Annotated in this window: 26 protein-coding genes; 1 reads left to right on the top strand and 25 read right to left on the bottom strand. The window is 71.3% G+C overall.

Annotated elements, in window-relative coordinates; all coding sequences use genetic code 11:
• Positions 1-162: 162 nt before the first annotated feature.
• On the bottom strand, positions 163-1,977 hold the full coding sequence (locus GD748_RS08290) for a TIR domain-containing protein (protein WP_152194706.1): 1,815 nt from the start codon (positions 1,975-1,977) through the stop codon (positions 163-165).
• A gap of 200 nt (positions 1,978-2,177) precedes the next feature.
• Between GD748_RS08290 and GD748_RS08285 the strand changes: the two genes are divergently transcribed.
• Positions 2,178-2,939, top strand: a complete 762-nt coding sequence (locus GD748_RS08285) for an ROK family protein (RefSeq protein ID WP_226920986.1) — start codon at positions 2,178-2,180, stop codon at positions 2,937-2,939.
• 3 nt (positions 2,940-2,942) lie between these two features.
• Here the strand turns inward: GD748_RS08285 and GD748_RS08280 are convergent, their stop codons facing one another.
• The 24 genes from GD748_RS08280 to rpsQ all read right to left on the bottom strand — a co-directional run bounded on the left by GD748_RS08280 (position 2,943) and on the right by rpsQ (position 21,397).
• Positions 2,943-3,755, bottom strand: a complete 813-nt coding sequence (locus GD748_RS08280) for an SDR family oxidoreductase (RefSeq protein ID WP_152194704.1) — start codon at positions 3,753-3,755, stop codon at positions 2,943-2,945.
• A complete protein-coding gene (locus tag GD748_RS08275) occupies positions 3,752-4,516 on the bottom strand; it encodes an alpha/beta fold hydrolase (RefSeq protein WP_152194703.1) in 765 nt (254 codons plus the stop codon). Before GD748_RS08275 ends, GD748_RS08280 begins: the two co-directional genes overlap by 4 nt.
• 136 nt (positions 4,517-4,652) lie before the next feature.
• Positions 4,653-5,303 (bottom strand): 50S ribosomal protein L17, encoded by a 651-nt coding sequence (rplQ, locus tag GD748_RS08270; protein ID WP_152194702.1) that lies wholly within the window; start codon positions 5,301-5,303, stop codon positions 4,653-4,655.
• Positions 5,304-5,336: 33 nt separating this feature from the next.
• A complete protein-coding gene (locus GD748_RS08265) occupies positions 5,337-6,362 on the bottom strand; it encodes a DNA-directed RNA polymerase subunit alpha (RefSeq protein WP_152194701.1) in 1,026 nt (341 codons plus the stop codon).
• Between the two features lie 142 nt (positions 6,363-6,504).
• The gene (gene rpsK, locus GD748_RS08260) at positions 6,505-6,912 is read right to left on the bottom strand and encodes a 30S ribosomal protein S11 (RefSeq protein WP_152194700.1); all 408 of its coding nucleotides are present in this window, start codon (positions 6,910-6,912) and stop codon (positions 6,505-6,507) included.
• Between the two features lie 78 nt (positions 6,913-6,990).
• The gene (gene rpsM, locus GD748_RS08255) at positions 6,991-7,365 is read right to left on the bottom strand and encodes a 30S ribosomal protein S13 (RefSeq protein ID WP_152194699.1); all 375 of its coding nucleotides are present in this window, start codon (positions 7,363-7,365) and stop codon (positions 6,991-6,993) included.
• Between the two features lie 134 nt (positions 7,366-7,499).
• Positions 7,500-7,613 (bottom strand): 50S ribosomal protein L36, encoded by a 114-nt coding sequence (rpmJ, locus tag GD748_RS08250; RefSeq protein ID WP_100421663.1) that lies wholly within the window; start codon positions 7,611-7,613, stop codon positions 7,500-7,502.
• A gap of 62 nt (positions 7,614-7,675) precedes the next feature.
• The gene (gene infA, locus GD748_RS08245) at positions 7,676-7,897 is read right to left on the bottom strand and encodes a translation initiation factor IF-1 (RefSeq protein WP_043501486.1); all 222 of its coding nucleotides are present in this window, start codon (positions 7,895-7,897) and stop codon (positions 7,676-7,678) included.
• Between the two features lie 612 nt (positions 7,898-8,509).
• Positions 8,510-10,909, bottom strand: a complete 2,400-nt coding sequence (locus GD748_RS08240; protein ID WP_152194698.1) for a LuxR C-terminal-related transcriptional regulator — start codon at positions 10,907-10,909, stop codon at positions 8,510-8,512.
• A 63-nt stretch (positions 10,910-10,972) separates the two neighbouring features.
• Positions 10,973-13,453, bottom strand: coding sequence for a helix-turn-helix transcriptional regulator (locus GD748_RS08235; protein WP_152194697.1), 2,481 nt, complete (start codon positions 13,451-13,453; stop codon positions 10,973-10,975).
• Positions 13,454-13,708: 255 nt separating this feature from the next.
• Positions 13,709-14,542, bottom strand: a complete 834-nt coding sequence (gene map, locus GD748_RS08230; RefSeq protein WP_152194696.1) for a type I methionyl aminopeptidase — start codon at positions 14,540-14,542, stop codon at positions 13,709-13,711.
• A 67-nt stretch (positions 14,543-14,609) separates the two neighbouring features.
• Entirely contained in the window at positions 14,610-15,188 is a 579-nt protein-coding gene (locus GD748_RS08225; RefSeq protein WP_193312883.1) for an adenylate kinase, read from the bottom strand.
• Complete coding sequence (gene secY, locus GD748_RS08220; protein WP_152194695.1) at positions 15,185-16,474, bottom strand: preprotein translocase subunit SecY; 1,290 nt, start codon at positions 16,472-16,474, stop codon at positions 15,185-15,187. Before secY ends, GD748_RS08225 begins: the two co-directional genes overlap by 4 nt.
• A gap of 177 nt (positions 16,475-16,651) precedes the next feature.
• Entirely contained in the window at positions 16,652-17,131 is a 480-nt protein-coding gene (gene rplO, locus GD748_RS08215) for a 50S ribosomal protein L15 (RefSeq protein ID WP_152194694.1), read from the bottom strand.
• A 2-nt stretch (positions 17,132-17,133) separates the two neighbouring features.
• Positions 17,134-17,316, bottom strand: coding sequence for a 50S ribosomal protein L30 (gene rpmD / locus GD748_RS08210; RefSeq protein ID WP_152194693.1), 183 nt, complete (start codon positions 17,314-17,316; stop codon positions 17,134-17,136).
• Complete coding sequence (gene rpsE / locus GD748_RS08205; protein WP_152194692.1) at positions 17,316-18,014, bottom strand: 30S ribosomal protein S5; 699 nt, start codon at positions 18,012-18,014, stop codon at positions 17,316-17,318. The genes rpmD and rpsE overlap by 1 nt, the downstream gene beginning before the upstream one ends.
• A gap of 34 nt (positions 18,015-18,048) precedes the next feature.
• On the bottom strand, positions 18,049-18,420 hold the full coding sequence (rplR, locus tag GD748_RS08200; RefSeq protein ID WP_152194691.1) for a 50S ribosomal protein L18: 372 nt from the start codon (positions 18,418-18,420) through the stop codon (positions 18,049-18,051).
• Between the two features lie 3 nt (positions 18,421-18,423).
• Complete coding sequence (rplF, locus tag GD748_RS08195; protein WP_152194690.1) at positions 18,424-18,963, bottom strand: 50S ribosomal protein L6; 540 nt, start codon at positions 18,961-18,963, stop codon at positions 18,424-18,426.
• 24 nt (positions 18,964-18,987) lie between these two features.
• Positions 18,988-19,386: a 30S ribosomal protein S8 gene (gene rpsH / locus GD748_RS08190; protein WP_152194689.1), complete on the bottom strand. Its 399-nt coding sequence runs from the start codon at positions 19,384-19,386 to the stop codon at positions 18,988-18,990.
• A 56-nt stretch (positions 19,387-19,442) separates the two neighbouring features.
• On the bottom strand, positions 19,443-19,628 hold the full coding sequence (locus GD748_RS08185) for a type Z 30S ribosomal protein S14 (RefSeq protein WP_152194688.1): 186 nt from the start codon (positions 19,626-19,628) through the stop codon (positions 19,443-19,445).
• 1 nt (position 19,629) lies between these two features.
• Positions 19,630-20,196, bottom strand: coding sequence for a 50S ribosomal protein L5 (gene rplE, locus GD748_RS08180; protein ID WP_152194687.1), 567 nt, complete (start codon positions 20,194-20,196; stop codon positions 19,630-19,632).
• A gap of 2 nt (positions 20,197-20,198) precedes the next feature.
• Positions 20,199-20,540, bottom strand: a complete 342-nt coding sequence (gene rplX, locus GD748_RS08175; protein ID WP_152194686.1) for a 50S ribosomal protein L24 — start codon at positions 20,538-20,540, stop codon at positions 20,199-20,201.
• A gap of 2 nt (positions 20,541-20,542) precedes the next feature.
• On the bottom strand, positions 20,543-20,911 hold the full coding sequence (gene rplN / locus GD748_RS08170) for a 50S ribosomal protein L14 (protein ID WP_098484338.1): 369 nt from the start codon (positions 20,909-20,911) through the stop codon (positions 20,543-20,545).
• A 192-nt stretch (positions 20,912-21,103) separates the two neighbouring features.
• Positions 21,104-21,397, bottom strand: coding sequence for a 30S ribosomal protein S17 (gene rpsQ / locus GD748_RS08165; RefSeq protein WP_152194685.1), 294 nt, complete (start codon positions 21,395-21,397; stop codon positions 21,104-21,106).
• Positions 21,398-21,400: the final 3 nt, after the last annotated feature.

The following is a 21,400-nucleotide window of genomic DNA, read 5'->3' as shown; positions in this document are numbered from 1 at the left end:
CGGAGACGCCAGGGTGGAGGTCCGGCCGGCCAGTGGTGCCGAAGCTGGCGTCCTCAGGTGCGGAGATCTCGAGACCGGGATGGCCGGCCATTGCCGTGGCCAGGATCCTGAGCGCGCCCGTGACGCGGCGCGCGCCGACCGGCACCGGCTTCGCCTGTCACGTCACCGGCTCGCCCAGGCGGGCGGACTGGTCATGCTGCCGGCTTCCCCGGGCAGCAGTTCTCGGGGCTCGTCGCGGCCGTCTGCATCCACGAGCCAGGCTCGCAGGGTGGTGCCGTCAGCGGAGCCACGGTTGCTCAGGAAGACGACCTGCTCCCCGTCGGGGGACCAGCCGGGATTCCGGTCGGCGAACGGCCCGGCCGTGAGGTCCTCGACGTTCGAGCCGTCGGGGTCCATCACCCGGATCGTCGAGGGAGGTCGCTCGGGATCGCTGTGGTCCGCCGGGCTGCTGAAGACGATCCGGGCGCCGTCGGGCGACCACATGGGATCCCGGCCCTCGGCAAGGCGCTCGCTCGGACCCCCGTCCGCCGGCCTCGAGTAGATGACCGGCGCATCGTCGCCGGGCCCCATCGCGTACGTGACCGTCTCACCGTTGGGAGAGAACGACACGTCGTCGAGCCACGCCCGTCCAGTCTCGAGAGCTCGGACGACCTCGCCGTCGAGCGTGTAGATCCGCAGCGAGAACTCAAGGGGCTGCCCGTCCACCTTGTAGTCGAGGCACGGTACGGCGATCTGGTCGAGCTCGACGGGGTTCCACGACGGCCGGAGCATCCACTGGCAGTCCTCCGGCCGGTCGAACAGCTCGCGGTCGCCCGTGCCGTCCACCGCGACGACCCGCAGCATCCTGATGTCGAGGGGCTGCGTCGACGTCTGCGTCTGGTACACGACCGCGCCGCGTCCCGGGGCCAGGACCGGGGAGCCGGCCTTGTGCCCGCCGGTGTCCACCCGGTCGCCTACCGTCCCGACGTCGGAGTCCACGAGGAACAGCGCGGACGACCCGGACGACTCCTCCACGGGGACCACGATCGTCTCGAGTGGTAGGGGCGACGCCCAGGGGATCCCGGGTGGTGGTTCCGGTCCGCGCAGCAGCGCCCAGGCCGCAGCCGCGGCACCGATGACGACGAGCGCAAGGGCAGCTGCCATGGCGCGTCGCCGGCGCCGGCGCCGGCGCGCGTCTGCCTCGCGCTGTGCCTCGGTGGGCCCGTCGACCACGCCTGTCCCGTCAGGTCCTGAGTCGTCAGGTTGATCGGTGCCCCCTTCCTCGGGTGTCTCCTCGGCGGGCGGTCGTCGGGGATCACCGAGCTCATCGGTCTCGTCCGGCTGCCCGACCGCAGCTTCCTCGTGCGCCTCCTGAGCGGGCGGTCGTGCGGGATCGTCGACCTCATCGGTCCCGACCGGCGCCTGCTTGCCGTCCCGCAGATCTCCGTCGGGCACCCCGGTGGGCCCCACCCCGGCGATCGTCGAGGTGTCGTCACCCGGCAGGTCGACTCGGGGGACGTCGTCGGCCGGAGGAGCCAGTGCCCTCTCGACAGCCGTGATGAGCGATTCGGCGTCGGAGTCGAAGGACTCGTACCGCAGTGCCGCGGCATGCCGGTCGGCCAGCGGGGTCAGCACCTCGGGCAGCTCGCTCCGCCTGGGCATGGGGACCGAGTCCACCAGGACCGGGACCACGCGGATGTTGCGGTCCAGCGCCACCTTGATCTCCTGGACGATCCAGTCGTCCGGGTCGTCCAGCCGGCGAGCCCCCTGGTCGTCGACCGCGTCGACCCAGTTCTCGCCGATGAGCGCGAGCAGGACGTCACACTCGCCGACGGCCCGGCGGATCGCGGCGGCGAAGTCGACGCCCGGTTCGAGGGTGTCGATGTCCATGAACACGTCGTCGAAGCGCTGGGTCAGCCGGTCGCCCAGCCGACCTGCCACGTGCTTGGTGTCCTCGCGGCGATAGCTGAGGAACACCGCGGTCCGGGTGCCGGCCATGACGACTTCTCTCGACGGGGCGCGGTCGTGCCGTCCCCGATTATCCCCTCCCGGGCGGGACGGCACCAGGCGCTGGGCAGCATGGCGACGGGCACCGGGGACCGCGGGCAGCGTCGTCGCCGGTGCGGTGAAACCCCCGTCGTGCCCGCGTGCGGCAGATGGCTCCGGGTCCCGGCCGGCGGGCGGGTACCGTCACGCGGGTGGAGCACACGAACGCGACGCTGGCCGTCGACTGCGGCGGCGGCGGCATCAAGGCCTCGGTGCTGGACGCCGCCGGGACGATGCACGCCCAGCCGGTCCGCGCGACCACGCCGTACCCGCTCCCCCCGTCCCGGCTCGTCTCCACGATCGCCTCCCTCGCCGCGCAGCTCCCGCCCGCGAGTCGGGCAACCGTGGGGATGCCGGGCATGCTGCGGCACGGGGTGGTCATCCACACTCCGCACTACATCACCAGGTCGGGCCCGCGGACCCGGGTGCTGCCCGAGCTGGAGCTCCACTGGGCCGGTTTCGACATGCGCGGCGCCGTCGAGGAGGCCCTCGGCATCCCGGCCCTCGTCCTGAACGACGCCGAGGTGCACGGTGCCGGGTCGGTGACCGGCGCAGGGCTGGAGATGATCGTGACGCTCGGCACCGGGCTGGGCAACGCGGTCTTCGACGGCGGCGTCCTCGCCCCGCACGTCGAGCTGAGCCAGGGTCCGGTCAAGTGGGGGCTGACCTACGACGACTACATCGGCGAGCACGAGCGGCTGCGGCTCGGCGACGCGATGTGGTCGCGGCGGGTACGGAACGTCGTCGAGGCGCTCCGGCCGATGTACCGGTGGGACCGGCTCTACCTCGGAGGCGGGAACTCGCGGCGGATCACTCCCGTGGTCCTCGCCCGGCTGGGTGACGACGTCGTCATCGTGCCCAACAGCGCTGGGATCGTCGGTGGTGTGCGGGCCTGGGAGCTGCGTGCCGGCTGACGTTCAGCCCCAGCGCCGGAAACCGCCCTCGGTGCTCAGGACCTGGCCGACGACCCACCGGCCCTCGTCGCTGACCAGCCACGCCACGAGGCGGGCCGGGTCGTCGGGCTCGCCGGGCCGGCCCTGCGGGAAGTGCCGGCGGACGGCCTCGAGCACCTCGACGGGGCGGTCGCTGCTGTCGTCGTCGAGGTAGCCGGTGTTCACCGGTCCCGGGTTGACGGTGTTGAGGACGATGCCCCGGTCGACGAGCTCGTCCGCGACAGTGGCGGTGACACCCGCCAGCGCGGCCTTGGAGGTGGCGTACGCGACCTCGCCGGGCATCGGGCCGTGCTGCTGCCCCGAGGTCAGCCACACCACGCGGCCGCCGTCGCGCCCGTCGTGCTGGGCGGCGAAGGCCCGGGTCAGGAGGAGGGTCGCGCGGGTGTTGACGGCCCAGTGGCCGTCAAGCATCGCCGCGTCCGTCTCGGCGAGCGTCCCGTCGCCACCGCTGCGGGCGTGGTTGCAGACGAGGATGTCGAGGTGTCCGAGGGCAGCAGTGGCGGCGGCGACGACGTGCGCGGGGGCGGCCGCGTCGGCGAGGTCGGCCCCGAGGTCCGTCAGCTGCGCGCCGGGCGCGAGCCGTGCCCGCAGGCCGGCCAGGACGGTGTCGAGGTCGTCGGCGCCCCAGGGCTGTGCGGCGTCGTGCTCGACGTGGTGGTGGACGACGAGGCCGGCGCCCATGCCGGCCAGCCGTGCGGCGATGGCGTACCCGATCCCTCGCCGGCGGCTCACCCCGGTGACGAGGGCGGTGCGGCCCGCGAGCGGCAGATCGGTCACGCGGCCACGGCCGCCGGCACGTCCTGCCGCGGCGGGACACGGGCGGGCGCGGCGTGCGCGACCGTGTCGACGAGCTCGAGCAGGATCCGGTTGAAGACGACGGGACGGACCAGGGACACGAGGTGGCTGGCCCGCGGGACGATGATGAGGCGCCCGTCGTTGCAGGAGCTGAGGAAGCGGCGCTCGTGACCTCGGAAGTGGTCCCAGCGCCCGTTGACGAGCCAGACCGGGACGTCGATCGCGCACAGGTCGGCGCGGGTGTCCACGTCGACCATGCCGGAGAGCACGTCGGACATGACCGAGACCGTCATGCCACCGACCGCCAGGTCCTCGCGGGCGTGGTCGGGGACGAACCGGCGCGCCATGAAGTCGTTGAGAGCGGCGCCACCGTCGGGCAGGCGTCCGATCAGCCACGCCACCCTGCGGTAGGCGGCCAGGGCCAGCCCCTGCGGCTGGGTGGAGCAGGAGGCGGCCAGCACCGCGTCCGGCCTGCGCTCGGTGCGGGCGGCCCAGTGCAGTGCCAGGTAGCCGCCCATGGACAGCCCCGCGACCACGAGCGGACCCGTCACGGACCGGGCGGCGTCCTCGATCACGTCTAGCGAGCGTGGGATCGAGAAGGGCTCGTCGCGGCGGGCGCCGTGGCCGGGCAGGTCGGGCGCCAGCGCGGGTATCCCGGCCGCCTCGAGGGCCGCGAGCTGACGCAGCCACATCGATCGCGAGGCCCGGATCCCGTGCACGAGCACGACCGTGGGTACCTCCATCGCCCCAGGTTATGGCTGCCCGTGCCGGCGGGCGAGGCGGGCCGCGGCGCGACGTCCCGCCGCCGGGTGCACGAGAGGCCCGGACCGTGAACGGTCCGGGCCTCTCGAGGCAGGCATCAGCCCTGCGGCGCGCTGCTCACTTGCGCGGGTCGACCGGTCCCTCGGCCTGGCCGGCCTCGGCCTCGGTGGCCTGCAGGTTCTCCGCCGCGGCGGACTGCTCGGCGGCGTCCTGCTGGGCCTCGACGGTCGCCTCGGCCTCGACGGCCTCGGTCACCGAACCCTGCTCACCGGGGGCCTCGGCCTCGACGGCCTCGGCGGTGGTCTCGGCGACCTCTTCCTCGGCGGGCGCCTCGGCCGCGGGGGCCTCGGTCTTCGCGGCGCGCGCAGTGGCCTTCTCGGCCTCGCGGACGGTCGCCTGCTTGGGGCTGACCGGCTCGAGGACGAGCTCGATCACGGCCATGGGGGCGTTGTCGCCCTTGCGGGGAGCCGTCTTGGTGATCCGGGTGTAGCCACCGTTGCGCTCGGCGAACTTCGGCGCGGTCTGCTCGAAGAGCTCGGCGACGACGTCCTTGCGGCCCAGGGTCGCGAGAACCTTGCGGCGGGCGTGCAGGTCACCGCGCTTGGCGAGGGTGATGAGCTTCTCGGCCACCGGGCGCAGCCGCTTGGCGCGGTGCTCCGTGGTGGTGATCCTCTTGTGCTCGAACAGCGCGGAGGCCAGGTTGGCCAGCATGAGCCGCTCGTGCGCAGCGCTGCCACCCAGACGGGAACCCTTGGCGGGTGTAGGCATGATGTCTCCTAGTAGGTGTGTCGGGTGAGCAGATCAGCTGGGCTGCTCGTCGCTGAACTGGATGTCGCCGTACGCCTCGTCGTCCTCCTCGGCGCCCGCGGCGGCCGAGAGGTCGAAGTCGGCCGGGCTGTCCTTGAGGCCGAGCCCCAGGCCGGCGAGCTTCTCCTTGATCTCCCCGATGGACTTCGCGCCGAAGTTGCGGATGTCCAGGAGGTCGGCCTCGGAGCGGGCGGTGAGCTCACCCACGGTGTGGATGCCCTCGCGCTTGAGGCAGTTGTACGAGCGGGAGAGCAGGCCGAGGTCCTCGATCGGCAGCGCGAGGTCCTGGGCGAGCGCGGCGTCCGTCGGGGACGGGCCGATCTCGATGCCCTCGGCCTCCACGTTGAGCTCACGGGCGAGGCCGAAGAGCTCCACCAGCGTCTTGCCCGCCGAGGCGAGCGCGTCGCGCGGGGCGATCGAGTTCTTGGTCTCGACGTCGACGATGAGCTTGTCGAAGTCCGTGCGCTGCTCCACGCGGGTGGCCTCGACCTTGTAGGTCACCTTCAGCACCGGGGAGTAGATCGAGTCGACCGGGATGCGGCCGATCTCGGCGTCGGCGCTCTTGTTCTGCACGGCGGAGACGTAGCCGCGGCCGCGCTCGACGGTGAGCTCGATCTCGAGCTTGCCCTTGGCGTTGATCGTCGCGATGTGCAGGTCGGGGTTGTGCACCTCGACGCCGGCCGGCGGCGTGATGTCACCGGCGGTGACGACGCCCGGGCCCTGCTTGCGCAGGTACATCACGACGGGCTCGTCGTTCTCCGAGGAGACGACGATGTTCTTGATGTTCAGGATGATCTCGGTGACGTCTTCCTTGACACCGTCGACGGTCGAGAACTCGTGGAGCACGCCGTCGATGCGGATCGACGTGACCGCGGCGCCCGGGATGGACGAGAGCAGGGTGCGGCGCAGGGAGTTGCCGAGGGTGTAGCCGAAGCCCGGCTCGAGGGGCTCGATGGCGAACCGCGAGCGGTAGTCGGAGACGACCTCTTCGGTCAGTGCGGGGCGCTGTGCGATGAGCACTTCTGATTTCCTTTCAGCCGGCGTCCGCTATATGACGCCGTGGCGAGGACCCGCCGGACATCTGTCCGGCCGGCGGGGTGGTGCTGGTGGCACGGAGCGGGGTGTGCGCGCACAGCGCGCACACCCCGACCGGCAACGTCTCTCAGACGCGGCGACGCTTCGGCGGGCGGCAGCCGTTGTGCGCCTGGGGGGTGACGTCCTGGATCGAGCCGACCTCGAGGCCGGTGGCCTGGAGCGAGCGGATCGCGGTCTCACGGCCGGAGCCGGGACCCTTGACGAAGACGTCGACCTTCTTCATGCCGTGCTCCTGGGCGCGACGCGCGGCCGCCTCGGCGGCGAGCTGCGCGGCGAACGGGGTCGACTTGCGCGAACCCTTGAAGCCGACCTGGCCGGAGGAGGCCCAGGCGATGACGGCACCGGTCGGGTCCGTGATGGACACGATCGTGTTGTTGAACGTGGACTTGATGTAGGCGTGGCCGTGGGAGACGTTCTTGCGCTCCTTGCGGCGCGGCTTGCGGACCGCGGTCGCCGTACGGGTCTTGGGGGGCATGCGTGTTTTCTCCTACAGGTGAGGTCGTCGGACCGGCCCGGTGCCGCCGTCGTGACTGGGCACCGGCTCGGACTACTGCTAGCGGGCCTTCTTCTTGCCCGCGACGGTGCGCTTGGGGCCCTTGCGGGTACGCGCGTTGGTCTTGGTGCGCTGACCGTGGACAGGAAGGCCGCGGCGGTGGCGGATGCCCTGGTAGCTGCCGATCTCCACCTTGCGGCGGATGTCCGCGGCGACCTCACGGCGGAGGTCACCCTCGACCTTGAAGTTGCCCTCGATGTAGTCGCGCAGTGCGACGAGGTCCGTGTCCGTCATGTCCTTGACGCGCAGGTCAGGGCTGATGCCGGTGGCGGCCAGCGCCTCGGACGCACGGGTGCGGCCGACGCCGTAGATGTAGGTGAGCGCGATCTCGAGCCGCTTCTCGCGGGGGAGGTCGACGCCGGATAGACGTGCCAACTTTGACTCCTGTTGTGGGTCGGAGGTCTTCCGCACCGCCATCCCGCTGCTGCGGGCCCCGGCCTCCGAGCCGAGGGTTGCGCTGGGCGCTGACGGTGCGCGGTGCCGGGGCGCTACCCCGGCGGTTCAGGGACTCAGCCCTGGCGCTGCTTGTGACGCAGGTTGTCGCAGATGACCATGACGCGGCCGTGGCGACGGATCACCTTGCAGTTGTCGCAGATCTTCTTGACGCTGGGCTTGACCTTCATGTTTCCTCCGCCGCCGCGCGTGACAGGACCCAGGTCCGCCGGACGGCGTTCGATCGTGGTGGTTACTTGTAGCGGTAGACGATGCGACCTCGGGTGAGGTCGTACGGGCTCAGCTCGACGACCACCCGGTCCTCAGGGAGGATCCGGATGTAGTGCTGGCGCATCTTGCCCGAGATGTGGGCAAGGACCTTGTGGCCGTTGCTGAGCTCAACGCGGAACATCGCGTTGGGGAGCGCTTCGACAACACTGCCCTCGATCTCGATGACGCCGTCCTTCTTCGCCATTACTCCCGCTAACGTTGGTGACAGGTGGACCTGGTGCCGGCCTCGCGTGACGATCGTGCGCACGGCAGGCGCGCACAGGTGAAGCCATGCCCAGCGGTCAATCCTACGGCATCGCGCAGCCCCGGGAAACCGGGCGCCCAGTGACGGGAGTCACCGACGCACGTGCGCGCGCCGTCGCGGGGCACGCCTCGGCGGTCCGTAACAACCCTACGCCGGTGCGCGCTCGGGCCGGGCGGCCGCCTCGCACGAGACGCGCGCGAACGAGCGGCCCGCCTCGCGAGACCCGCTGGGGCCGGGCGGCCGCCTCGCACGAGACCCGCACGAACGGGCGGCCTGCCTCGCGAGACCCGCTCGGGCCGGCGGCCGCCTCACGAGACCCGCCCAGCAGGGCGGCCACCTCGCAACAGCGGACCCGCTCCCCCGGGGGAAGGAGAGCGGGCCCGCAGCCGTGGGGCCCCCCGGCCGTGACCAGCAGACCAGCCGTCCCAGAGCAGGCGCAGCACCAGCACGGATGAATTCCAGGCGAGTGAGCGAGGGTGACGGGGTGAGAGCGATGGGGCGAGCCAGGGTGAGCCGCCCCCGCACCACGTCGCCGGACGGTGCGGGTGCGGCTCAGTCCTCGCTCGGGAGCAGGCCGAGCAGACGGCCGCGCTCGATCGCCTCCGTGCGGCTGTGCACGCCGAGCTTCCGATAGATGCTCCGGACCTGGGTCTTGACCGTGCTCTCCGAGACGAACAGCCTGCGTGCCATGAGCGGCAGCGGCCGACCGGAGCCGAGCTCGCGCAGCACCTGCACCTCGCGCCCGCTCAGCGGCTGGACGTGGACCGGGTCCGGGAACGGACCTGACATCGCCGCCTGGTCGACCTCTTCGAGCACGGCACGACTCTGCGGCAGGGAGGCGGCGACCGCGTCGAGGTCGGACCGGGGGACGAGCAGGAACGGACGCAGGATGCCCGTCCGTTCGGCGAGCCTGGTGGCGAGGTGCATCGCCTCCGCGGCAGCTGCTCGCTGGCTCATCCGGTGAGCCGCCACCGCGCGCGTGAGGCTCAGGTTGAGCGCGACGCGCGGCCTGGTGGCGGCGAGGGTGGCCACGTCGACCGTCAGCGACATGGCCTGCTCGTCGTCGCCCGAGTAGAGAGCCAGTCGGGCCCTGGTCGAGCGCAGCAGCCCCTCCTCGGGATGCCCGGGCGTCACGGGGGGCAGGGTCTGACGGCCGCGCGCGAGCTGCTCGGTCGCGATGCACAGGTCCACGAGCGAGGCGCCCACCAGGGTCTCGCCCAGCCGCGTGACGGGCCGGTGGCGGTTGCGGTCCTGATACTGCTCGAGGTCGCTGAGCACCTCGACGGTCCTCCCGCGGTGCAGCGCGTGGCTGGCCCAGACGTAGACGAGCACGGACTCCAGCCACCTCCGGTCCTCCGGGAGCTCCGGCGGCCGGTCGGGCAGCGCGACGTCCTGGAGCCGGTCCAGGCCCGCCGTCGCCGGGACCGCCAGCCGGGCCACCGACTCGAGCGGACCAGGTCTCGCGGTGGGCTGCGTGCCCACCCACTCGATCCATCGGGCGCCGATGCCCAGGTGGCCGAGCAGCGTGGCGCAGAGCGCCACGCCGGCCCCGGCCTCGCGCAGCACCGTGGGGCGACGCTCGACGCTGCGCCCGACCGCCTCGTGGAACGCGAACGCCGCTGCGACGAGGTCCGCCTCCGCCAGCTGCACCATGCCGAGCTCGACCAGGACGGCGGCGGTCCCCGGGTCCTCGAGGTCGTCGTGCGCCACCGCGATCGTGCTCTCCCCCGGTGCGATCACCGGCAGGTCGGACTGGAGGAGCTCGAGGAACCACCTGGGCTGCTCGGCCGGCAGCACATGGTCCCGCAGCCCGACGAGCGTCGGGGAGCCGGCGAGCAGCCGCGGGCCGAGCTGTCCCAGAGCGGTGCGCAGGCGCGCACGGTCGGCGACGAGCAGCTGCGGCCAGAACTCCTCGATGACCTCGGCCAGCAACGCCAGCTCCCGGGAGCGCACGGCGTGCGCGAGCGCCTCCTCGGCCTGGCCCTCCCGGCGGCAGATCCGCGCCATCGTGGCGTTGAGGTGCCAGTAGCGGGCCGGGTCGTCCTCGAGCAGGATCTGGTTGGCTGCCTCCTTGAGGATCGGCGGGTAGGCGAAGACGCCGTCATCGACGGTGACGATCAACCCGGCCCGGAGCATGCGCGTGAGGACGGACTCGGCCGACTTGATCGTCCCGGCGTCGAGCAGCGCCTCGGCCACCTCCGGTGTGAAGTTCTCGGGCACCGCCAGCGCACCGAGCACCTCCTCGAGGCTGTCGCTCCCGAGATCCTGCACGACGACGCGCAGGTAGGCCGCCAGGCTCGACGTCTCGATCACCGGGTCGCCGTCGGCGCTCGAGGAGGAGGTGAGGAGCGCCACCCGCAGGAGCCCCGGCCACCCGGCCAGGCCGTGGCAGAGTCGCTCGGCGGCGTCCGGGGTGATCTCCAGGCCGAGCCCGGTCGCCAGGGTCCGCGTCTGAGCGGGCCCGAGCACGAGGTCCGGCGCCTGGAGGACCACGGCCTCGGGGGCGGCGCGCGCTAGCGCCACCGCGGGCCGCATCCGCCGCATCAGCAGGACGAGGTGGAGGTTCTCGTGGCGCTGGGCGAGCTCGACGAGCTCGTCGTCCACCCCCTCGTCGGTCACCCGCTCGTAGGAGTCGATGACGATGACGAGGTGGCGCCGCCGCTCCCGGGCGGCGCGGCCGAGCTCCTCCCACCCGTCGCCGTCGTGCCGGCGGGCGCTGTAGCCGACCCGGACGAGCTCCTCGTGCACCTCGGCCCAGAAGCCGTCCCTGTCGGTCGTGCGGGGCGAGACCGCCAGCCAGACGAGATCGTGGTCCGGCAGGTCGGACCGGCGCAGCCACTGCGACGCCGTCGTCGACTTGCCGTAGCCCCGCGGCGCCTGGATGACCACGAGCGGTGGCAGACCGCCGAGGGCGCGTGCCGCCGCGGGGGCCGGGGTGAAGGCCGCCGGCACACGAGGCAGTCCCCGACCGTCCCCGCCCCGGTGCGACGGGTTCCGGACCTGTCCGGCCATAGGTCAGTCTGCTGCCGCGGCGCCGGACCTGGCGCCCGGTCGGTCGATCTCGTCCGCGCGCTGCAGCGCACCGGCCCGGTTCGTCACGTTGAGCTTCTGGTAGATGCTGCGCAGGTGCGACTTGACCGTGTTCACGGACAGCCGGAGCTCCTGGGCGATCGGCACCGCCCCGGCGTGCTGGTGGAGCGCCTGGAGGATCTCGAGCTCGCGGGGGGTGAGCAGCTCGACGAGCCCGCCGCCGACCTCCTCCTGCGACTCCTCCGCCGGGGGCCGGAACGCCTCCGGCCACAGCTCGAGGACCCGCAGGTCCTCGCCGGCGAGCGCGGCGAACACCCGGTGGCGCAGGATCAGCAACGGCCTGCGCTGGCCGGACGCATAGGCGCTGCGGATCGCCTCGGCGAAGGCGGCGCGCGCGGCGGCGCGCTCTCCCAGCGCGAAGTGCGCGGCGGCGAGGACGAGCTGGCACTCGATGACGGACCGGTGCGAGAGGTACTGCTCGGACAGCCCGTTCCGGGCCCGGCTCACGGCGTGCCGGTACTCCCCCGCCAGCAGCGCGAGCTGCGCGTGGGTGGACATCGTCACCGCGTTGGGCGGCAGGTCCTTGGCGGCGTGCCTGGCCTCCTCGAGCCGCCCGCCTGCCAGCAGCACCTCGACCTCGGTGGTCCGCAGCGCCATCTCGGCCATCCGACCGTGCGGGAGGTAGTGGCGCGCCGCACGGACGTTGGCGGCCCAGCGTGCGACCTCGCGCGGACCGCCGGTGATGGCAGCATGGCGGGCGGCGACGAGCACCCCCATGCCCCAGACCTCGTCCCGTCGGGTGCGCTCGGGAAGCGCCGCGACCCGGTCGTCCATGTCCGGGTCGAGCCGGTCGAGGGCGACGATCGCCTGGGCGAGACGGACCCAGTAGCCCACCTGGGCGTAGTCGTCGTGCGACTCGTCCCCCACGCCATCCAGCGTCTCGTCGTCGAGCCAGGACGCGGCGATCCCGACGTCGCCGTAGATGGCGTGGGTGCACGCCAGCCCGGCCGTGGCGAGCCGGACCGCGGTCGCCGAGCCGTCGGTCTCCTGGGCGAGGGTGCGGGCGCGCCCGAAGGCGTACAACGCCGACGACTCGTCCCCGGCGATCACCGCCGCCACGCCCCACTGGATCAGGGCGAAGCTCGTGGGGTCGACGCCCGAACGTGTCCGGCGGGGGCTCAGCTCTGCGGTGATCCCCCTGATGTCGCCGGTCGGCCAGATGTGCTGGGGATCTGGCTCGCCCCCCAGGAGGGCGCCGTCGACCTCGTCGCGGGCCACCCGGAACCGGGCGTGCTGGGCGACCACCTCGCTCGGGATCGCCTGCGCGGCCGCCATGAGCATCGCGGGCTCCTGGGTGACGAGGAAGTGCCACTCGTCCTCCATGACCTGCTCCGCGGTGGACCAGGCGCCGGCATGGATCGCGTGCACCAGGACCTCGAGGTGGTTGCGCTCCTGGAGGCTGCGTCCCATGAGGCGCTGGTGCACGGCACGCAGCTCGTCCGGCCGGCTCTCGCTCAGCAGCCGCAGGAGCGCCTGCCGGACGAAGGGTGCGTAGCTGTAGGTCCGCTGCCCCTCGTCGATCTCCTCGCGCAGGAGGCCGGCGGACCTGACGTTGCGCAGGATCGTCAGGGTGGAGTCGCCGGGCGCGACCAGCTGCGCGAGCTCGGCGTCGAAGCGCTCGGGCACCGCGGTGTGCAGCAAGAACCTGCGCACCTGCTCGTGGCGCAGGTCGCGCACCATCGCAGCGATGTACTCGTCCGCCAGCGCGAGGTTCAGCCGGCCGCCGTCGCCGCGGGAGCGGACGAGCACGTCCCGGATGGCCGCGGGCCACCCGCCGAACCCGGTCGCCAGCCGTCCCGCCTCGCGGTCGTTCAGCGCGACCCCGATGCGCGCGGCGAGCGCGGAGACCTGGGGCCCGTCGAGCCGGAGCTCCTTCGGCGAGATCATCGCGACGTCCACGGAGAGGCTCCCCGTGGTCTCGATCACCCGGGTCGTGCGCGTGGACACCACGAGGAAGAGCTGGTCGTTCTGGCGCACCAGCTCGAGGAGGTCGTCGTCGATGTCCGCCGCGCCGTCCGGACCGCCCGCGTGGTGGTAGTCGTCGATCACCACGGTCAACGGCTCGGTCACCTCGCCGAGCGAGGTCATCGCCCGTTCGCGGTGGTCGGTGCCCTGTGCGCCGTTCGCCGGCAGCAGGTCGACGTCGACGAGCGCGGAGTCCAGCTCGGACCAGAAGTGCGCGGCGTCGTTGCTCGCCCGGGTCAGTCTCAGCGCCACCGTGAGGTGCCCGGGGCCACCGGCACCGAACCAGGTGCTCAGCGTGGTCGTCTTCCCGTAGCCGCGCGGGCCACGGATGATGGTCAGCGGCGCGCGCTTGGCCAGCAGCTCCAGGACCGTGCCGTCGACCACGACGTCGTGCGGGGTCCGGGAGCGTGTAAACGTGACAGTGGGCGCAGCACCATCCACAGACTCACTCCTCACACCACCAGGACACTGCCCCCGACTGCCCGCGACCTTGGGTGCCAACTGTACGTAAGTGTGAGGCTGCGCACGGGAAAATGAAAGACCCCATTTGTTGCGGCTCCGGCGCCCGCGAGGCGGGTCTCCCGGCGCCTGTGCGGCCAGTCTCCGGGCCGCGCCTGCGTCACCCGGTGGCGCGTTCCGCGAGGCTCTCCGGCGCCGACCGGCACCCGTTCTGCGCCACCGGACCGACCGACGGGCTCAGGCCGTGGGGGCCACGCTGACGCCGCGCCGGCCGAGCTCCTCGGCGCCGCCGTCGGGCGCCGTCAGCACCCAGATGCCCTGCTCGCCGATCGCGACCGTGTGCTCGAAGTGCGCTGCCCGCGACCCGTCGAGCGTGACGACGGTCCAGTCGTCCTCGAGCACGTGGTTGGCGGGGCTGCCGGCGGTGAGCATCGGCTCGACCGCCAGGCACATCCCGGGCCGGAGCCGAGGCCCGCGGTCACGGGTGCGGTAGTTCAGCACCTCGGGCGGCTGGTGCATCGCCGTGCCGATCCCGTGCCCGACGTACTCCTGCACGATGCCGAGCTCGACCCCCCGCTCCTGCGCCGCGCGCTCGACGGCGGTCTCCACGGCGTCGCCGACCACCCCGAGGCGGTCCCCGCCGGCGAGGGCCGCGATCGCTGACCACATCGCGTCCTCGGTGACCTCGACGAGGGCCTGGTCCGACGGCGTCGCGTCACCGACGACGACCGAGAAGGCGGCGTCGCCGTGCCAGCCGTCGACGACGGCGCCGCAGTCGAAGGAGACGAGGTCGCCGTCCTGGATCACCCGGTCCCCGGGGATGCCGTGCACGATGACCTCGTTGACCGAGATGCACACCGTCGCCGGGTACCCGTGGTAGCCGAGGAAGTTCGAGGTCGCCCCGGCCCGACGGATCACGTCGGCGGAGACGGCGTCGAGGTCCGCCGTCGTCATCCCCGGTGCGACAGCAGCACGCAGGGCGGCGTGGATGTCGGCGACGACGAGGCCGGCCCGGCGCATGGTCGCGACCTGCGCGGGGCTCTTGTACTCGATCTTCTCGCGGCCGAACATGGCTGGCTCCTGGACGACGACGGCGCGGCCCTCGCGGGCCGCGCCGGGTGCTGGTGGGTGGGTGGCGTCAGCCGAGCCGGGGCTCGAGCGCCGTCATGATGCGGTCGGTGACCTCGTCGACCTCGCCGATGCCGTCGACCTGGACGAGCAGGTCACGCTCGGCGTAGAGGTCGGCCAGCGGGGCAGTCTGCTCCGCGTAGACCTCGAGCCGGCGCCGGATGACCACCTCGGTGTCGTCCGGCCGGCCCTGCTCGGCCGCCCGCCGGAGCAGCCGTGTGACGACCTCGTCGGTGTCCGCGGTGATCTCCACGACCGCGTCGAGGCGCTGCCCGGCGTCGGCGAGCATGCCGTCGAGCTCGGCCACCTGGTCCGCGGTGCGGGGGTAGCCGTCGAGCAGGAAGCCGCCCGTCGCGTCGGACTGGCCGAGCCGGTCGCGGACCATGGCGTTGGTGACCTCGTCGGGGACGTACTCGCCGGCGTCCATGTACCGCTGGGCGCGGCGGCCGAGCTCCGTCTGCTCGGCGACGTTCGCCCGGAAGATGTCGCCGGTGGAGATGGCGGGGACGGCGAGCCGGTCGCTGATGCGGGCGGCCTGGGTGCCCTTGCCGGCCCCGGGAGGGCCGAGGAGGACCAGTCGTGCACTCATCGCAGGAACCCTTCGTAGTGACGCTGCTGGAGCTGGGACTCGATCTCCTTCACGGTCTGCAGGCCGACGCCGACCATGATCAGGATCGAGACGCCGCCGAGCGTCATCTGGGTGATCCCCAGCTGCGCGAACATCACGGTCGGGATGAGCGCGACCACCGTCAGATAGATCGCCCCGACGGTGGTGACGCGGGTGATGACGTACTGGAGGTACTCGGCGGTGGGGCGTCCGGCCCGGATCCCGGGGATGAAGCCGCCGTAGCGCTTCATGTTGTCGGCGACCTCCTCCGGGTTGAAGGTGATCGAGGTGTAGAAGAACGTGAAGAACAGGATCATCACGGCGAAGAGCGCGATGTACAGCGGCGCCGTCGGGTCGGCGACGTTGGCGATGATCCACTGGACCCACTCGGTGGTCTGGTCCCCGAACTGCGCGGCCAGGGTGGGCAGCGCGAGCAGCGAGGACGCGAAGATCACCGGGATCACGTTCGCCATGTTGATCTTGATCGGGATGTAGGTCGACGAGCCGCCGTACATACGACGTCCGACCATGCGCTTGGCGTACTGCACCGGGACGCGGCGCTGGGACTGCTCGACGTAGACCACCAGCAGGGTCACCAGCAGGATCAGCCCGACGACGACGATGAACCGGCCGACGCCGCCGTTGCTCTGCAGGACGGAGCCGAGTGCCGACGGGAAGGAGGCGATGATCGAGACGAAGATCAGCAGCGACATGCCGTTGCCGATGCCCCGCTCGGTGATGATCTCGCCGAGCCACATGATCAGGCCGGTGCCGGCGGTCATCGCGACGACCGTCACGAGCAGGTTCATCGGGGAGTCGTTCGGGATGGGCTTGACCACGCAGCCCTGGAACAGGCCGTTGTTCGCGACCGTGACGATGACGGCGGACTGCAGGACCGCCAGGAAGATCGTCAGGTACCGCGTGTACTGGGTGAGCTTCGCGGTGCCGGCCTGGCCCTCCTTGTGCAGCTCCTCGAAGCGCGGGATGACCACGCGCATGAGCTGCACGATGATGCTCGCGGTGATGTACGGCATGATCCCGAGCGCGAAGATGCTCAGCTGCAGCAGCGCACCGCCGCTGAAGAGGTTGACCATGCCGAGCAGGTCACCGGTGCCCGCCGCGGCGAGGCACTGCTGGACGTTGCGGTAGGACACGCCCGGCGCCGGGATGAAGGTACCGAGCCGGAAGATCGCCATGATCCCCAGCGTGAAGAGCAGCTTGCGCCGCAGGTCAGGCGTGCGGAACGCCTGGGCGAATGCGCTGAGCAATCTTCCTCCTGCTGATCGGGCCCCCTGGGGACCTGGTGGCCGCCGCGGCGGCAAAGACCGACGGTCAGACTATCGCGGATGGGTGGCGCATCGGTGCGCCGGACGTCCGCAGGACCCACGTGTCCCGGGACGACGACGGGCGGCCCGGCACAGTGCCGGACCGCCCGCGTCGGTGAGTCACTCGGCGGAGATGCTTCCGCCGGCGGCCTCGATCTTCTCCTTCGCCGACCCCGACCAGGCGTCGACGGTGACGTCGAGCTTGGTGGTGACCTCGCCGGAGCCGAGGACCTTCACGGGCTGTCCCGAGCGCACGGCGCCCTTGGCCACGAGGTCCTCGACGGTGACGGCGCCACCCTCGGGGTAGAGCGCGCCGAGCTTGTCCAGGTTCACGACCTGGTACTCGGTGCGGAAGGGGTTCTTGAAGCCGCGGAGCTTCGGCAGCCGCATGTGCAGCGGCATCTGCCCGCCCTCGAAGCGCTCGGGAACCTGGTAGCGGGCCTTGGTGCCCTTGGTGCCGCGGCCGGCGGTCTTGCCCCGCTTGCCTCCCTCACCACGACCCACACGGATCTTGGCGGACTTGGCACCGGGAGCCGGGCGCAGGTGGTGGACCCGCAGGGTGTGCGGGGACCCCTCGTTGGTGTTCTTGGACTCGGCCATGGTCAGTCGACCTCCTCGACGGTGACGAGGTGCGCCACCGTCGTGATCATGCCGCGGACCTCCGGCTTGTCCTCACGCACGACCGACTGGCCGATGCGCTTCAGGCCGAGGGAACGCAGCGTGTCACGCTGGTTCTGCTTGCCGCCGATGACGGACTTGGTCTGGGTCACCTTGAGCTGCGCCATCACGCACCTGCCCCGACGGCCTGCTCGGCGGCCTTGTCCTCGCGGTCCTTGGCCTCGCCCTCGGCCCGCGCCCGCAGCAGCGCGGCCGGGGCCACGTGCTCCAGGGGCAGACCACGGCGCGCGGCGACGGCCTCGGGCTGCTCGAGCCCCTTGAGCGCCGCCACGGTGGCGTGGACGATGTTGATCGCGTTGGACGAGCCGAGCGACTTGCTCAGGACGTCGTGGATGCCGGCGCAGTCGAGGACGGCGCGGACCGGACCACCGGCGATGACCCCGGTACCCGGGGACGCGGGCCGCAGGAAGACGACGCCGGCAGCGGCCTCACCCTGCACGGCGTGCGGGATCGTCCGAGCGATGCGCGGGACGCGGAAGAAGTTCTTCTTCGCCTCCTCGACGCCCTTGGCGATCGCCGCGGGCACCTCCTTGGCCTTGCCGTAGCCGACGCCCACGGTGCCGTCGCCGTCGCCCACCACGACCAGCGCGGTGAAGCTGAAGCGCCGGCCGCCCTTGACGACCTTCGACACGCGGTTGATCGTGACAACGCGCTCGATGTACTGGTTCTTCTCCTCGGCCCGACCGCGGTTGCTGTCGCGACGGTCGTTGCGGCGGCCACCCTCGCGGCGGTTGCCGCCCTCGCGGTTCTCGCCCGAGCCGGTAGCCGGACCGGTGCCGGTCCTGCTTCGCTGCGGTGCAGCCATCAGATATTCCTCTGCTCTCGTACGCTCTGCATGGTCACAGGGTCAGACCACCCTCGCGGGCGCCGTCGGCCACCGCCGCGACCCGCCCGTGGTACTTGTTGCCACCACGATCGAACACGGCGGCGTCCACACCGGCGGTCTTGCCCCGCTCGGCGACGAGCTCGCCGACCTTGCGTGCCTTGGCGACCTTGTCGCCCTCGGCACCGCGCAGGTCGGCCTCGAGCGTGGAGGCGGAGGCCAGCGTGCGGCCGGTGGTGTCGTCCACGAGCTGGGCGACCATGTGGCGCGCCGAACGGGTGACGACGAGGCGGGGACGCTCGGCGGTGCCGGTGATGCGCTTGCGCACCCGGAGGTGACGGCGCGTGCGGGCGACCTGCTTGCCCTTGCCCTTGACGGAGATAGCCATCGGTTACTTACCAGCCTTTCCGACCTTGCGGCGGACCTGCTCGCCGGCGTAGCGCACGCCCTTGCCCTTGTAGGGCTCGGGCTTGCGGATCTTGCGGATGTTCGCCGCGACCTCACCGACGAGCTGCTTGTCGATCCCGGTGACCGAGAACTTCGTGGGGCTCTCCACCGTGAAGGTGATGCCCTCGGGGGCGGTCACCTTGACGGGGTGGGAGAAGCCGAGGGCGAACTCGAGGTCGGAGCCCTTCGCCTGCACGCGGTAACCGGTGCCGACGATCTCCAGACCCTTGGTGTAACCCTGGGTGACGCCGGTGACCAGGTTGGCCAGCAGCGTGCGGGACAGCCCGTGGAGCGAGCGCGACTCGCGCTCCTCGTCGGGACGGGACACCACGAGGGTGCCGTCCTCACCACGGGACACGGTGATGGGCTCGGCAACCGTGTGGCTGAGCGTGCCCTTGGGGCCCTTGACCGTCACCACCTGGCCGTCGATGGTCACATCGACACCAGCGGGGACCGGGACGGGGTTCTTACCGATTCGGGACATGGTCTGCTTCCTCCGTCTTCCCGGTCACCAGACGAAGGCGAGGACTTCCCCGCCAACGCCCTTGTTCTGCGCCTCACGGTCGGTCAGCAGGCCGGAGGAGGTGGACAGGATGGCCACCCCGAGGCCGCCGAGGACCCTGGGCAGGTTCGTCGACTTCGCGTAGACGCGAAGTCCGGGCTTCGACACGCGGCGCACGCCCGCGAGCGAACGCTCGCGGTTCGGGCCGAACTTGAGGTCGAGGGTCAGCTTCTTGCCGACCTCTGCGTCCTCGACGGTCCACGCGGCGATGTAGCCCTCGGACTTGAGGATCTCCGCGATGTTCGCCTTGAGCTTCGAGTACGGCATGGACACCGTCTCGTGGTACGCCGAGTTGGCGTTACGCAGACGCGTCAGCATGTCTGCGATGGGGTCAGTCATAGTCATCGGGCGTCAGCCCTTCCTCGTCGCGGTTTCCGTTGCCAGGACCTGCGACGTAGTCGTTACCAGCTGGACTTGGTCACACCGGGGAGCTGACCGGCGAGGGCCATCTCACGAAGGCAGACGCGGCAGAGCCCGAACTTGCGGTACACCGAGTGCGGGCGGCCGCACCGCTGGCAGCGGGTGTAGGCGCGCACGGCGAACTTCGGCTTGCGGTTGGCCTTCTGGATCAGAGCGGTCTTCGCCATCTCAGTTCTCCTTGAACGGGAAGCCCAGGCGACGCAGCAGCGAACGCCCCTCTTCGTCGGTGGTGGCCGAGGTGACGACCGTGATGTCCATGCCGCGCACGCGGTCGATCTTGTCCTGGTCGATCTCGTGGAACATCGACTGCTCGGTCAGACCGAAGGTGTAGTTGCCGTGCCCGTCGAACTGCTTCGGGGACAGCCCGCGGAAGTCGCGGATGCGGGGCAGGGCCAGGGACAGCAGGCGGTCGAGGAACTCCCACATGCGGTCGCCGCGCAGCGTGGTGTGCGCACCGATCGGCTGCCCCTCGCGCAGCTTGAACTGAGCGATGGACTTGCGGGCCTTGGTGACCTGCGGCTTCTGACCCGTGATCAGGCTCAGGTCGCGGATCGCGCCCTCGATGAGCTTGGAGTCGCGCGCGGCGTCCCCCACACCCATGTTGACGACGACCTTGGTCAGGCCGGCGACCTCGTTGATGTTGGCGTGCCCGAACTCCTCGCGCAGACCCGCGATGATCTCGTCGCGGTAGCGCTGCTTGAGCCGGGGCAGCTCGATGGTGGTGGTCTCGCTCATGCTCAGATGTCCTTACCGGAGCGCTTGGCCACGCGGACCCGGGTGGTGCGGGTGCGGCCGTCACGCTCGACCTGCTCGGTGCGGTAGCCCACCCGGGTGCCCTTCTTGGTCTCCGGGTCGACCAGCATCACGTTGCTGACGTGGATGGGGGCCTCGATCGTCTCGATGCCGCCGGTGCGCGCACCACGGCTGGACTGACCGACCTTGGTGTGCTTCTTGGCGCGCTGCACACCCTCGACGACGATGCGGTCCTTCTCGGCCTGGACCTCCAGGACGCGCCCCTGCTTGCCCTTGTCGCGGCCGGCGATGACGACGACGAGGTCGCCCTTCTTGATCTTCGCCATGGTCAGAGCACCTCCGGCGCCAGAGAAATGATGCGCATGAACTTCTTGTCGCGCAGCTCGCGGCCGACGGGGCCGAAGATGCGGGTCCCGCGCGGGTCGCCGTCAGCCTTCAGGATGACGGCGGCGTTCTCGTCGAACTTGATGTACGAGCCGTCCGGGCGCCGGCGCTCCTTGGTGGTGCGCACGATGACCGCCTTGACGACGTCGCCCTTCTTGACGTTGCCGCCGGGGATGGCGTCCTTCACGGTGGCGACGATCGTGTCGCCGATGCCGGCATAGCGCCGGCCGGAGCCGCCGAGCACACGGATGCAAAGGATCTCCTTGGCACCTGTGTTGTCGGCGACCTTCAGCCGCGACTCCTGCTGGATCACTGGTCTCTCCTTGTCAACCTGGTTCTCGCGCTGTCCGCGAGCCTTGGTGAACTCGTTCCGTTAATGCATGGACCGGCTGCGCCGGACTGCTCTTTCATGAGCTCGCTTCGCTTCACCAAGAGCGTTGTCCGGCTGCGCCGGGCTGTTCTCTCGTTTCGCCGAACCAAGCTCGCTCCGCTCGCGATTCGGCGACTACTTCGCCTTCTCGAGGACCTCGACCACGCGGTACCGCTTGGACGCGGACAGCGGCCGGGTCTCCATGATGAGGACGAGGTCCCCGACGCCGACCTCGTTGGTCTCGTCGTGGGCCTTGACCCGCTCGGTGCGGCGGATGACCTTGCCGTAGAGCGCGTGCTTGACGCGGTCCTCGACCTCGACCACCACGGTCTTGTCCATCTTGTCGCTGACCACGTAGCCGCGGCGCGACTTGCGGTAGTTGCGATCGGTCTCGTCAGCCGTGGGGGCCGACGTCGTGTTCTCGCTCACTGG

The sequence above is a fragment of the Georgenia subflava genome (assembly GCF_009193155.1).
In the GTDB taxonomy this organism is placed as follows: Bacteria; Actinomycetota; Actinomycetes; order Actinomycetales; family Actinomycetaceae; genus Georgenia; species Georgenia subflava.
Note: the sequence above shows the minus strand (reverse complement) of the source record. Positions and strands in the feature narration are given on the sequence as shown.

Bases quoted from the DNA above. Each gene is read 5' to 3' on its own strand.
- GD748_RS08290 (WP_152194706.1), bottom strand. From the start codon at position 1,977: ATGGCCGGCACCCGGACCGCGGTGTTCCTCAGCTATCGCCGCGAGGAC.
- GD748_RS08275 (WP_152194703.1), bottom strand. From the start codon at position 4,516: ATGGAGGTACCCACGGTCGTGCTCGTGCACGGGATCCGGGCCTCGCGA.
- rplQ (WP_152194702.1), bottom strand. From the start codon at position 5,303: ATGCCTACACCCGCCAAGGGTTCCCGTCTGGGTGGCAGCGCTGCGCAC.
- rpsK (WP_152194700.1), bottom strand. From the start codon at position 6,912: ATGCCCCCCAAGACCCGTACGGCGACCGCGGTCCGCAAGCCGCGCCGC.
- rpmJ (WP_100421663.1), bottom strand. From the start codon at position 7,613: ATGAAGGTCAAGCCCAGCGTCAAGAAGATCTGCGACAACTGCAAGGTG.
- infA (WP_043501486.1), bottom strand. From the start codon at position 7,897: ATGGCGAAGAAGGACGGCGTCATCGAGATCGAGGGCAGTGTTGTCGAA.
- map (WP_152194696.1), bottom strand. From the start codon at position 14,542: ATGTTCGGCCGCGAGAAGATCGAGTACAAGAGCCCCGCGCAGGTCGCG.
- GD748_RS08225 (WP_193312883.1), bottom strand. From the start codon at position 15,188: ATGAGTGCACGACTGGTCCTCCTCGGCCCTCCCGGGGCCGGCAAGGGC.
- rplO (WP_152194694.1), bottom strand. From the start codon at position 17,131: ATGGCCGAGTCCAAGAACACCAACGAGGGGTCCCCGCACACCCTGCGG.
- rpmD (WP_152194693.1), bottom strand. From the start codon at position 17,316: ATGGCGCAGCTCAAGGTGACCCAGACCAAGTCCGTCATCGGCGGCAAG.
- rpsE (WP_152194692.1), bottom strand. From the start codon at position 18,014: ATGGCTGCACCGCAGCGAAGCAGGACCGGCACCGGTCCGGCTACCGGC.
- rplR (WP_152194691.1), bottom strand. From the start codon at position 18,420: ATGGCTATCTCCGTCAAGGGCAAGGGCAAGCAGGTCGCCCGCACGCGC.
- rplF (WP_152194690.1), bottom strand. From the start codon at position 18,963: ATGTCCCGAATCGGTAAGAACCCCGTCCCGGTCCCCGCTGGTGTCGAT.
- rpsH (WP_152194689.1), bottom strand. From the start codon at position 19,386: ATGACTATGACTGACCCCATCGCAGACATGCTGACGCGTCTGCGTAAC.
- GD748_RS08185 (WP_152194688.1), bottom strand. From the start codon at position 19,628: ATGGCGAAGACCGCTCTGATCCAGAAGGCCAACCGCAAGCCGAAGTTC.
- rplE (WP_152194687.1), bottom strand. From the start codon at position 20,196: ATGAGCGAGACCACCACCATCGAGCTGCCCCGGCTCAAGCAGCGCTAC.
- rplX (WP_152194686.1), bottom strand. From the start codon at position 20,540: ATGGCGAAGATCAAGAAGGGCGACCTCGTCGTCGTCATCGCCGGCCGC.